We start from the raw sequence: 12,274 nt of genomic DNA, 5'->3' as shown, positions 1-12,274 counted from the left end.
GATCTTTCAATATATATGTCAGTTGGTCTGATGTTCCGATAAGGAATCAGCCAATAAAGATTTTTAGGTGCCTATATCGGCGGTGTCTACCTCTTCCCATTCCGAACAGAGCAGTCAAGCCCGCCAGAGCCGATGGTATTGCCGTAACAGGTGGGAGAGTAGGTCGGTGCCTTTTTTTACACGGAAGCCCTTGCTGGAAACAGTCAAGGGCTTCTTTCGTTTAAGTACTTCCGTAATTCCATGTACAAGCTATTGTATATCCTCCGCCTATTGGTTATCACAGCACATGGCCTCCGGTGAGCCCGGTCCATCGGCAGCTGTTCCGCAACCGCCGCTACCCTGCAGCTGTCACTGTCCCACAGTGGTATGGTGCATCACCATTAGCCCCTTAACCCAAATGCTCCCTTATTTATAGCCGCAAGCTGCAGGATGAGTCCTGGATAAAAGGATCGCGCGCTGACCCGTGGAGAGTGTTGACCGGCTCTTTCCGGCTAGTCCCTTCTGGGGTTGGCGCTTTTGGAGAACCGTATTATACGCTTTAGTGCCCCTGAGGGGAGCTTCCCGGTCTGTCAGATCTTCATACAGAAGAACTGACAAACCCTATTCGGAATGCTCATTTTTGCTGATTTTAAGAAAGGATCATCGAACATTTCGCTAATGTGGGATAAAGTGTTGGATGGAATTTGGAGTTTAATGACTAAGCAGATTGCCTAGTATTAATCTGTATGAGAAGTAGGATTAAACGAGAATAACGAAGTTCTGTTCCGTCTTATCTGGTTTATTAAAAGAAAGCTGCAGGTGATTTAATAGTGCATTATAAATTGCTATCGCGTATATCGGAATGCAAAAACAAGGGAGAGTGCGAAGGGAGGAGGTATTTGTATTTCCAAGGGCTATATGGAACACAAATACCTTAATTTTTAAGTTATTATACTATTCTTTGCAAGAATACGTGGATTGTTTTAATCTTCTTCCGTATAAAAGTCGATCAGCGAGGCGATATATGGATCTTCCCATCCATCTGAGATATTTTCAAAATCTTCATCAGGTATATTTGTCTGCCTAATTTCTAGGGAGGTTCCTTTTTTATGTTCATGCAGCTTTAGGGTTACAATAGAAGGAGCATCTGTCTCTCCGAAATACCATTCTTGTACAATTTTCGTAGAAGGCTCTAGTTCCAAGAATCGGCCACTAATGGCTCCATCCCATAAAGAGAATTCTCCATTGACAGTAGCGTCGATGGACACAAGGTCGCCTGTCCAAAGACGAGCAGTAATTTCGGTCGTTAATGCAAGATACAGCTCCTCTGGAGTTGCAGGAATGATTGCATATTTCTTGAATTCTTTCATGGTGTAAAGTTACTCTTTCTTGTAATTTACCACTTATTTTGACTTCATTTTTATTTATCTTAATTTTATCGCAAACTATTAGGACAACATGAGTAATTTTCTGCCGAATTCTTTAGTGAAAAAATTAGGAACCAATCCATTATTTGATACTGATGCATTTATTAAGATACATGAAGAAGGTATTCGGGCTACAGCAATACGCTTGAATCCCAATAAATTGGAGGATTGCCCGTTTCCTACTACGGGGCAAGTCCCCTGGTGTAATGGTGCTTATTATCTTCAGGATCGACCAGTATTTACATTAGATCCTTTATTTCACGCTGGAGCATACTATCCACAAGATGCTTCTTCTATGTTCATAGACCATATCATTCAAAGTTTAAATTTGCATGTAGACAGTATCCGGGCCTTGGACTTATGTGCTGCCCCTGGCGGAAAGTCTACTTTATTAAACAGCAGTTTACATCCGGAATCGCTCTTGGTTGCAAATGAAATTATTAAAGCTAGGGTTACAATCCTACAAGACAACTTAATGAAATGGGGAAATGCCAACACAGTAACAACAAACAACGATCCAGCTGCGTTTAATCGTCTTCCTGGATATTTCGATTTGATGGTTGTTGATGCCCCGTGTTCCGGTTCTGGAATGTTTAGGAAAGATGCCGATGCAATAGATGAATGGTCTGAAGCGAATGTTAAGCTTTGCAGTGAAAGACAACAGCGAATTCTAGGTGAAAGTTTGTCCGCTTTAAAGAAGGGCGGATATTTATGCTATTCGACTTGTTCCTATTCAGTAGAGGAAAATGAAGATATCGTTGATTGGCTATTGGAAAGTGGTGATTTTGAATCCATTGAAATACCTATTGATAAAAATTGGGGTATTGATCATACAGCTTCTGATAAACATCATGCACATGGTTATCGTTTTTATCCGCATAAATTAGGTGGAGAGGGTTTTTTTATTGCTGTTTTGAAAAAGATTGGTGAACAGGAAACTTTCAATAGAAAACGAATTAAACCGGAGAAATCAGATGTACCTAAAGGGATTTTGGATAATTGGTTTTCGGATAGCGAAAATTTCCATACCTTTCTTCATCATGAAGATGTCTATGTTTTCCCAAAAATGTATGAAAGTGATCTGAAGTATCTCCAAAATGTACTTTACCTTAAGAATGCGGGTACGAATGTCGGTAAGCTTAATAGAAAAGAGCTGATACCAAGTCATGCATTGGCCTTAAGTAATCATTTGAAGAGAGACTTCCAATCTGTAGAGTTGTCGCTTGAGGATGCTCGAAACTACCTTAGAAAAGAGAACGTGGCAGTTGATACAATTCCTGCAAATATTCAAGGCTGGGCTATCGCCAGTTTTCAAGGGAGATCATTGGGTTGGATGAAAGTATTAGCCAATCGTATTAATAATTATTACCCAAAGGAATTGAGGATTGTAAATTTATAAGACTGGGGGGAGTTCTTAAAAAGCGGTGTAAGAATTAAGTTTAGGAAAGCTTTACGATAATTGAACAGATGTCTTTGGCGACTTCTTCTTTTGATTTTAGACTAAACTCATTGGTATTTCCAGATCGATCGATGATGGTGACCTTATTCGTATCTGTGGCGAAGCCAGCTCCTTTATCCTGCATGGAATTGAGCACAATAAAATCCAGGTTTTTTCGGATCAATTTGTCTTTTGCATTTTCGAGCTCATTATTGGTTTCCAATGCAAATCCAATGAGTAACTGCTTTTCTCTCTTTTTAGCCCCTAAAGTAGCCAGAATATCCGCTGTTTTCTTTAGTTCGATAGAGAACTCATTTTCTTTCTTTTTTATTTTTTGAGTAGCAACTTCAACTGGCGTGTAGTCTGCAACTGCAGCGCTCATTACAACAATATCTGCATTTTCGAAATATGTTTCACAAGCGTTTAACATCTCAGCAGCTGATGTTACCGAAATTGTATGAACACGATCTGGTGCTTTTAGGGAACTAGGACCTGATACCAATGTGACGTCTGCGCCAAGTATTTCAAGTTGTCTGGCGATAGCATAGCCCATCTTTCCGCTTGAATGATTGCCAATGAAACGAACAGGGTCTATAGCTTCATAAGTGGGGCCTGCAGATACTAAGGCTTTCTTTCCAGATAAAGGCAGTTCCTGCGCTGAAAATTTAACCAAAAAATTCATTATTTCTTCGGGTTCAGCTAGACGTCCTTCGCCTACTAATCCACTAGCTAGTTCTCCATTCCCCGGGGGAATCAAGATATTACCATAAGAACAGAGTTTACTGATATTGGCCTGTGTGGATGGATGTTTCCACATATCTAAATCCATTGCTGGCGCAAATAGTACTGGACATTTCGCTGATAGATATACGGCTGTAAGGAGGTTGTCGCAAAGTCCATTGGCCATCTTGGCAAGTGTATTTGCAGTTGCGGGAGCGACTAAAATGTAATCTGCATTTAGCGCAATTTCGACATGATTATTCCATTCCCCAGTAGTCGGCTGATAATAATCTATTAAAACAGGGTTTTTGGAGAGTGTGGAAAGCGTAAGTGGGGTGATAAACGCTGTAGCTTCTTTTGACATGACAACGCTAACACGGGCATCTGCTTTTGCCAAAAGACGGATGAGGGATGCAATCTTGTATGCGGCAATACTGCCGCATACAGCAATTACAATATTTTTCCCAGCTAAAGCCATTTTCTAAGGATTAGTCCTGCTCTTTTGAAGGATTTCTATAGTACACTTTATCGTGTAAAAATTCATCAATAGCAACCAAAGTAGGCTTTGGCATACGTTCATAATGTTTTGAAATCTCTATTTGCTCGCGGTTTTCGAATACCTCTTCCAAGTTATCGTTGTTACTTGCAAATTCAGCAAGTTTTCCGTTCAATTCTTCTTTAATATCTACTGCAATTTGGTTCGCGCGTTTAGAAATAACTACAATAGATTCATAGAGATTGTCAGTTCCTTTGTCCAATTGTCTCAAGTCACGTGTAACTGTAGAGTTTGGAATTGAATTGTTATTTTTTTGACTCATCTTTTTGGGTATTTTCTTTTTCTTTTTTCGCCTTTTGTTCTTTGATATAAGTTTCCTGTTCTGCAAGGGCCTTATTATAATCTTTTACTTGAGAGAGGGCAGTTTTAATCCCTTTTTCAGAATCTTCACGAATGGATTCTGCCTCTTTCATGTGTTTGCTATTCGGAAAATTACTTGCGAAGTTACGGTAATAATCCAAGGCTTCATCAAATCTGCTTTCTTGTTTCAGGAAGATACTTTTGGATGCGTAGATATATTGTGCTTTTAATGTTAAAAACTCAATCTCTTCTGCGTATTTTGTATCAGGATATTCTTTTAGTACGTTCTGTAATGCAATAACGGCTGCTCTATAATCATCATTAAGCCCCATATCGTAATAAAGCCTTGCATTGGCAAAAGCTTTAAGTTCAAGCTTATCTCTCAATTTCTGAATAAGATCTGATGCTTCTTTTGATCGTTCCGATTCTGGATAAAGATTAACAAATAGCTGTAAAGCATCAATTGCTTTCTTCGTATTTGCTTGGTCTAGAGTCGATCTCGGAGAATCCAAATAATAGCAGTAGGCATGCATGAATCTACATTCCTCTGCTCTTGGGCTGTTTGGATAAACATCCGAAAAATCTTTAAAGTGATATGCCGCTGAAGTATAATCTTTCAGACGGTAGTTGGCAAATGCCAAATAATAGTAAATATTTTCTGCTTCAGCTTGTCCACGGAACTTGGTCCGCAAGTCATCAAACAAAACTAATGCCTTTGTATATTTCTTTTTCTCATAAAGTTTTACGGCCTCTTCGTACTTTTGAGCGATATTATTGCTTGCGCGCAATTTCTCAAATTTACTCTTACAACCAGTAAACACCAATAGAAACATCATGCCGGCACAGATAGCCGCTATACGCCTATTTAAAAACATTTTACAAAGATAAGTGAATTTGTTATACTAATCAATTAAATTTTACTGCGCAATATAGTTTAATAATTATTTGATCGCAAAAACAACATTTCTTATTAACATTCTTTAACTCGATTGAACCAACTGTACAGGTATATTGTCATATACTTGTTGTTTTTCTACTGGTAGTGAGGCTTAAAAATATACATTTTAAAATATTTGATTATCTTTACATATTACAATCATTGAATAGCATTAAGAGTATGACTTTAAAAGAAAAAGTTGAGCAAGCATTAGATACCTTGAGACCATATTTGGAAACTGATGGCGGAAATGTGAGTGTTGAAGAGATTACAGCGGATAATGTCGTGCGTTTAAAATTATTAGGAGCTTGCGCTTCATGTTCAATGAGCATTATGACCTTTAAGGCTGGTTTGGAGCAAGCAATTCGGAAGGCTGTTCCTGAAATTACAGCAGTGGAGGCTATCAATTTAACAGATCCCGATTCCCCAGACGCAACCTTACCCTCTGCTAATTAGTTTTTCTATTAACACAATTTAACGGCTAGCTCAGCTACTTTTGCTTAAATTTGTTCTATGAAGTTGCTGATTTCTATATTATTCACTGTGTTTGCGCTTTTTGGTTCCTCTGCATTATGTGCTCAGGAAAGAAAGATTATACAATATTCCGGTATCGTAACGACGGTTGGGTCCGGTCTTCCGGTGTGTTATGTGACTGTTACCAATTTGTCCTTTAGGAATGAGGCTTTTGCCGCAAATAACGAAGGTTATTTCTCTTTTGTAGCACACGTAGGAGATACAATTCGTTTTACTTCTGTTGGTTTTGACCCTTTAGTTGTCACTATTCCTGAGGTCTCAGGAGATAAATATACCGCAAATATCATTATGCAAAACTTGGTTACGGAGCTCCCGATGGTAACACCTTATCCATGGGCTAGTATCGAAGAGTTCAATATTGCATTTATGAATCTAGACGTTTCTGAAGATAATATCGTGAGGGTAAGAAGATCATTGTCTTATGAGTCATTGGCCGCGATGGCTGCAGTCATACCGCGTGATGGTAACGAAATGCGCTCCATTAACAACGCGCAGAGCTTTAATACAATGAATAATAAAGTTATTAACCAGCGTTATGCCAATCCGTTGTTGAATCCCTTTGCATGGGGTAGTTTAATCCAGCAGATTACAAAAGGAAGTCAGAGCCGAAAAAGTTCAAATTATTAGTCGGTAGCCTTTAATTTATTTAGTTCCCGAACACTTAGTTTAGCGGAGAAATAAGAAACTAGACCGGAGATGCCCGTGACCGTAAGGAATACCAAAACGTAGTCAGTCCAATTACTTACCATAGGATAACTGTCAATAATTGTATTTGCTCCATCTTCTACGCGAATAATTCCATAAGTTGATTGAATGTAATTAAATATTCCGCCAATCAATAAACCGAGCACACAGCCAATAATAGCTATCATAAGACCTTCATAAAAGAAAATACGCTGAATTAGATCATCAGCTCCCCCTAAGCCTTTGAGGATCGTCATATCCTTTTGTTTGTCCAGTACAAGCATGGTTAAGGAGCCTACAATATTAAATATTGCAATCACACTGATCAAAGTCAAGATAAAAAAGACAACCCAGCGTTCAACACGTACATTTTTATATAGGGTAGGGTTTTGTTTTTCCCTATTCTTCACAATGTAATCCGCTCCTATTTTCTTTTGTAATGCTTGTCCAAATGAATTAACATCTATACCATCTTTTAGGTAAAACTCAATCGATGAAACGCGGTCATATTCTCCAAGAACCTCTTTAGCAAATGAAATTGGTGTAATAATTAAATTGTCAAAATCTTGTTGGTAGCGTAATACCCCTCCGGGAGCAATGGAGCGGATATTGAACTCCTCGGCGGGATTAGATGAATTTTTAACCCCTTTTCTTGGGGAATACACTTGAATCTGCTCGGAAGAGTTTTGCATAGGAATTGCCAGATTTGCCTGTACGCTTGCTCCAAGAATAGCCAGGTTGCTAGAGTCATGGGTAAGTTTGTATTGACCATCCACAATGATACTGTCGCCGGTTTTTGTACTTAGCGATTGAGGTTCGATTCCTTTTATATTTGCTATAAATTGCCGATTTGAATATTGTAATAATACTTTCTCTTGTAGAACATCGGTGTAGTGAATCACATTAGAATCTCTTCGTAATTCGTTGAAGACAGCCTGTTTGCTATCAAAAAGTTTACCTTTCCTAGGTTCAATTTTGAGCTCTGGTGCAAACTTACTGTACATAGACAGTATAAGCTGTTCCATTCCATTAAATGAAGACAACAAAATAATCAATGCAGCACTACTTACCATGACGCCAATAACACTAATGGATGAGATAATATTAATGGCATTAACTGATTTCTTAGAAAACAGATATCTTTTAGCAAATAGAAACGGCAGATTCATGGCTCTTATTCTCGAATAAATGGGTTGGAATTTTTTTCAAAGCCAATCGTTGTTGATGGTCCATGTCCAGGATAGACAACTGTGTCATCGGGTAAAGTATAAAGTTTGGCTTTTATGCTATCTAAGAGCTGCTGATGGTTTCCTCCAGGAAGATCAGTTCTGCCTATGCTGTTGCGAAATAGTACATCTCCTCCTATCAAAAATTTCTGATCGGCTGAATAAAAGCAAATATGCGCAGGTGAATGACCCGGTGCTAGTATAACTTTTAGTTCATCATTATCTAAGGAAACGGTATCACCATCATTTAGAAATGTTTCTCCAATTGGAGAAATGTCATATCGGAAGCCCATCTGGGGAGCATAATTCTGAACGGCTACTAAAATCGGTACCTCATCTTCATGGAATTGCGGTAACAGGCCAAATTTTTCGTGGACAAAGCTATTCCCTAAAACATGGTCTATATGGCAATGTGTATTTAATAGAATTGTCGGCTTGAGTCCATTGTCTGTAATGAAGGTCGTTAATTCTTCTTGATCTTGCTCACCATACATTCCGGGATCGATAATAATTGCATTTCCTGACTCGTTATACAGTAGGTAAGTATTTTCCTGATAAGGGTTGAACGTGAATGTTTTTATCGTAAGCATAATGGTAAAATTACAGTTTTTATTGATTTCTTACTATTGAAAGGTCAACTATTCCAAATTTCCCAGTTCTTTTCTGCCTGTAGAACCAACATTTCATATCCATTTTTGATTCTAGCTCCTTTTTCTTTGCTTTTTCGTAAAAATGCAGTCTCCTCTGGGTTGTAAATGAGATCATAGCAGAGGTGCGTCTCATTTATAAATTCGTATGGAATTTTAGGAGATTCTGCTATATTGGGGAATGTACCTACTGGAGAACAGTTGACAATTATGGTATGGTCAGCTAAGATAGAAGCATCGAGTTCATCATAAGACAACTGGCCCGCATGTTTGGTTCTGCTGACCAGTTTGTGTGTTATTCTTAGCTGATTCAGCGCATAGATTACGGCTTTTGCAGCCCCCCCATTTCCTAGAATCAAAGCCTTTTTGTCAAGATGAGGATTTAATAGAGGTCTTATCGAAGCCTCAAAACCATAGGCATCTGTATTATATCCTTTTAGATGCGTCGAGCCATCTGCAGTGTGGCTGATCCGGATACAGTTTACAGCTTGTATTGCTGCAGCTTCTTCCGAAAGCTCATCCAAATAATCCATAACCTCTATTTTATAAGGAATGGTCACATTGACTCCATAGAAATCTTTATTGGAAGCAATAGCTGTAAAATCAGCTATTTGAGGAAGTGCATATAGATCATAGTCTACATCCGTAATATGTTCTTGCTGAAATTTCTTTAAATAATATTTTTTTGAAAAGGAGTGTCCTAATGGATACCCTATTAAACCTAGTTTTTTCATTGGAATTTTGACAATATCTTGAGGAATCAGGAATGTATCTTGAGATTTAAATCTCCGGTCATTGCGTCGCAATAACCGGAGATCGGCCTAGTATATGTTAATTTTTCGGCTTTGTATATTTTTTTACGATTTCAGTAATGATCTGATTTCCTTGCAACTGTGGGAGGTAATCAAAAAGAATAGGATGCTTTTCAGGGTCAGTAGCTAGGCCAAGCTCCAAAAAGTTTAATGCTTCATTGTATTGTCCATTGGCAAATAGATAAGCAACCACACGGTAATATAGCTCTGCCGCATTTGGATTTTGTGTAATAGCATCAGAGATTACATTAATCGCTTCATCCATCTTACTTTGTTCAAATAGAATTGAGGAATAATCAAGCCAAGCATCTATATCTGTTGGATTCAAGGCAACGACCTTCTTATAGGCTTCTTCTGCAAGATCTATTTGTTGAAGTTTATAACGGGCATCGGCAATTGCAAACCAGTAATCTGGGTTTGTATCCTCCAGTTCTAAAGCTTTTTTATAGAAATGAAGTGATTCAAAATAACGTTCTTCAAAATCTAGGGTAACCCCGATACCGAACCAGGCATCAGCAAGTTCCGCATCTAATTTTACCGCTTTTTTATAATAATTGCGGGCTTCCTCCATCTGCTCAAGTTTTTCATAACATTCGCCTATCGCGCAATAGGTATCAGCACTTGGTTGTTCATATTCAAATGTTTGTTTGTAAACATCCAATGCTTCTTGATAGCGATCTAGATTGACAAGAGCATTCCCCTTATTGAAATAAGCTGAAGAAAAGTCTTCCTTAATTAATATAGCATAGTCGTATGCGTCCAACGCTTCCTCAAACTGACCGATTTTATGGTAAGAATTTCCCAAATTGTACCAAGCGTAGTAGGAGTATGGGTCTGAATCAATGTACTTTTTATAAAAGGAGATACTTTCCTCTTGTTTATCCAATACATCATAACAATAGGCCAACTCATAGAGTGCTTCTTGGTAATCCATGTTGAGTTCAAGTGCTTTCTTTAGATAAATTATTGCCTTGTCATAATTCATTTGCGCTTGAAAGATCATCGCAATATGGAAATAGACCTCATCTTTATTATCTAATAGTGGAAGTGCTTTGAAGAGCTGTTCCAAAGCATCATCAAACTGGCCGATACTGCCTAATATGCCGCCACGGATCAAGAAAATGTCTCCTTCTGAAGCTTCCAATAATTCCGCTTTATCCAACGCTGCAAGCGCATTCTGATATTGTTGAATCGTTGAAAACAATTGTGCTTGTTTCAATAAGAAGGTAATATCAAAAGGGTGTTGGCTGATGGCAAATTCGGTGACCTGTAAGGCCTTAACAGGGTCATTTTTTTCAGCGTAGTAATCAATAATTCCTTCAAAAGCTTTGGAGTCAAAAAAATACTGATCCTCGTTTCGAAGCATTTCCTCATATCTGTCTACCGAGATTTTTCTTTCCTCGGGGTTTTCAAATTCAAAATCCTCTTCCATTCTCAAAAGTTTAAAACCAGTATTCTGTTCCTTAATTCAAAATACTAATTTCTTATCTAATTTGTTCGAACTAATTTTCCACAAATTGGATATCCTCCACAAAGTTAAGGATAAATACGTGTAAAATAAAAAAGCCGGCTTTAAAGCCGGCTTTTATTATAATGGTATGTTATATACGATTATTTTTTGATCTCAACACGACGGTTTTGAACACGACCCTCTTCAGTAGCATTAGATGCAACTGGGTTTTTCTCTCCGTAACCTTTAGCAGTGATGCTTGATGAAGAAACACCAGCGTTTACTAAATATTGTTTTACAGAGTTAGCACGGTCTTTAGATAAAGTTAAGTTATAAGCTTCAGAACCTTCTGCAGATGCATAACCATCTAATGCTACAGCTGAATTGTTATCACGTAACTCTTTAGCCAATTTGTCTAATGTAGAGTAAGATGAAGTTTTCAATACTGAGCTATCAAATTCGAATTGAATTGGAGCATAGTAACCGTTAGAAGCTACAGTTTCAACAACTGGCTCTGGGAATTTGATTGGACATCCTGAACCATCTACTGGAGTACCCGCTGGAGTACCAGGACATTTGTCAAATTTATCAGATACACCGTCACCATCAGCGTCAGCGCTTAATGTGTTAACAGTACCTTCTAAAGTGCTTACACGTTGTTTCAATGCTTCAACTTCGTTTCTCAATGAAGGATCTTTCAACTCATCGTACAATGTAGCAACTGGGTTAGCAAAAGTCAAGTTTTGTTTGTCTTTCGAACCTAAAGTGAATTCTAGACCAGCCATAACTGAAGAGAATTTACCTTTGTAAGAAGATTGACGAGCTGGACCATAGATTTGATCATCAGCAAAGTTCATTGTATAACCTAAGTTCAATGCTACTACTTCAGATAATTTGAATTTAGCACCAACACCTACAGGAACGAATGCTGTTAATTTGTTATCACGGTCACGTTTTGGATCACGGTCACCGATTACACCATCACCCCAGTTTCCTTTGTTGTCATAAACAACTTTACCATTGAAGTCATTTCCATCGTATTGAACAGGGTTGTAAGCCATCGCTCCTAAACCTACTTTAGCGTAGAAGTTAACCGCATTTTCTCTTCTCAAGAAATCGATAGTACCCAATTGGAATACACCGTTTAAGCTAGCAGCCCAGTTAACACTAGTTTCTACTGAACGAGCACCTCTTGAGTTTTCGATAGCAGGACCAGAAAGATCATGGTTGTAAGTTTTGATCTTACCACGGTTTGCTTCAACTTCTAAACCGAATAAGTGAGAGAATTGTTTACGTACTGTCAAACCATAGTACTCACCTACTTTATTTTGGAAGTAACCTACTTTTTGACCAAAAGCGTTACCGCCACCGATTACGTTGTTCGGTGTAGTGATACCACCTTGAACTCCGATAGACCAAGTTCTGTATTGTGATCTACCACCGAATACTTGTTGAGCTTGTGCTGTACCAGCGAAACCTAAAGCGGCAACTAATGTAGCAGCAACAGCTGTTTTTTTAATTGTAGAATAGTTCATACTCTTGTTTTTAAGGTTATTATTAATTT

Annotated in this window: 12 protein-coding genes and 1 rRNA gene; 4 read left to right on the top strand and 9 right to left on the bottom strand. The window is 38.3% G+C overall.

The features are described from left to right. The first annotated feature begins 63 nt into the window (after positions 1 to 63). Positions 64 to 175: ribosomal RNA gene (gene rrf, locus AB1Z56_RS20245) — 5S ribosomal RNA — on the top strand. Positions 176 to 962: 787 nt separating this feature from the next. Here rrf and AB1Z56_RS20240 read toward each other — a convergent pair. After that, complete coding sequence (locus tag AB1Z56_RS20240; protein WP_309365141.1) at positions 963 to 1,349, bottom strand: SRPBCC family protein; 387 nt, start codon at positions 1,347 to 1,349, stop codon at positions 963 to 965. A gap of 88 nt (positions 1,350 to 1,437) precedes the next feature. On the opposite strand from AB1Z56_RS20240, the gene AB1Z56_RS20235 reads away from it, so the two are divergent. Beyond that, the gene (locus AB1Z56_RS20235) at positions 1,438 to 2,805 is read left to right on the top strand and encodes a methyltransferase RsmF C-terminal domain-like protein (RefSeq protein ID WP_309365143.1); all 1,368 of its coding nucleotides are present in this window, start codon (positions 1,438 to 1,440) and stop codon (positions 2,803 to 2,805) included. Between the two features lie 40 nt (positions 2,806 to 2,845). Here AB1Z56_RS20235 and coaBC read toward each other — a convergent pair whose 3' ends face one another. From coaBC to AB1Z56_RS20220, 3 genes are read right to left on the bottom strand one after another with little or no spacing between them, the layout of a single operon-like run. Next, positions 2,846 to 4,042, bottom strand: coding sequence for a bifunctional phosphopantothenoylcysteine decarboxylase/phosphopantothenate--cysteine ligase CoaBC (coaBC, locus tag AB1Z56_RS20230; RefSeq protein ID WP_426789964.1), 1,197 nt, complete (start codon positions 4,040 to 4,042; stop codon positions 2,846 to 2,848). Between the two features lie 10 nt (positions 4,043 to 4,052). Then, a complete protein-coding gene (locus tag AB1Z56_RS20225) occupies positions 4,053 to 4,382 on the bottom strand; it encodes a DNA-directed RNA polymerase subunit omega (protein ID WP_075990346.1) in 330 nt (109 codons plus the stop codon). After that, positions 4,366 to 5,295 (bottom strand): outer membrane protein assembly factor BamD, encoded by a 930-nt coding sequence (locus AB1Z56_RS20220; protein WP_309365149.1) that lies wholly within the window; start codon positions 5,293 to 5,295, stop codon positions 4,366 to 4,368. The genes AB1Z56_RS20225 and AB1Z56_RS20220 overlap by 17 nt, the downstream gene beginning before the upstream one ends. A 242-nt stretch (positions 5,296 to 5,537) precedes the next feature. Between AB1Z56_RS20220 and AB1Z56_RS20215 the strand changes: the two genes are divergently transcribed. Then, positions 5,538 to 5,813, top strand: coding sequence for a NifU family protein (locus AB1Z56_RS20215; RefSeq protein WP_293901582.1), 276 nt, complete (start codon positions 5,538 to 5,540; stop codon positions 5,811 to 5,813). 57 nt (positions 5,814 to 5,870) lie between these two features. Then, a complete protein-coding gene (locus tag AB1Z56_RS20210; protein WP_426789963.1) occupies positions 5,871 to 6,518 on the top strand; it encodes a hypothetical protein in 648 nt (215 codons plus the stop codon). Here AB1Z56_RS20210 and AB1Z56_RS20205 read toward each other — a convergent pair. The 5 genes from AB1Z56_RS20205 to AB1Z56_RS20185 form a co-directional block, all read right to left on the bottom strand. Further along, positions 6,515 to 7,744, bottom strand: coding sequence for an FtsX-like permease family protein (locus tag AB1Z56_RS20205; protein WP_309365154.1), 1,230 nt, complete (start codon positions 7,742 to 7,744; stop codon positions 6,515 to 6,517). The two genes, AB1Z56_RS20210 and AB1Z56_RS20205, sit on opposite strands and share 4 nt — an antisense overlap. A gap of 5 nt (positions 7,745 to 7,749) precedes the next feature. Beyond that, entirely contained in the window at positions 7,750 to 8,391 is a 642-nt protein-coding gene (locus tag AB1Z56_RS20200; RefSeq protein WP_309365156.1) for an MBL fold metallo-hydrolase, read from the bottom strand. 44 nt (positions 8,392 to 8,435) lie between these two features. Continuing rightward, the gene (locus AB1Z56_RS20195; RefSeq protein ID WP_309365158.1) at positions 8,436 to 9,182 is read right to left on the bottom strand and encodes a shikimate dehydrogenase family protein; all 747 of its coding nucleotides are present in this window, start codon (positions 9,180 to 9,182) and stop codon (positions 8,436 to 8,438) included. A gap of 97 nt (positions 9,183 to 9,279) precedes the next feature. After that, entirely contained in the window at positions 9,280 to 10,692 is a 1,413-nt protein-coding gene (locus tag AB1Z56_RS20190) for a tetratricopeptide repeat protein (RefSeq protein ID WP_309365160.1), read from the bottom strand. Positions 10,693 to 10,871: 179 nt separating this feature from the next. Continuing rightward, a complete protein-coding gene (locus AB1Z56_RS20185) occupies positions 10,872 to 12,245 on the bottom strand; it encodes an OmpA family protein (RefSeq protein WP_309365161.1) in 1,374 nt (457 codons plus the stop codon). Positions 12,246 to 12,274: the final 29 nt, after the last annotated feature.

The organism is Sphingobacterium sp. WOUb80, from assembly GCF_050058145.1.
Taxonomy (GTDB): Bacteria; Bacteroidota; Bacteroidia; order Sphingobacteriales; family Sphingobacteriaceae; genus Sphingobacterium.
This window is presented reverse-complemented; position numbering and strand designations above follow the sequence as displayed.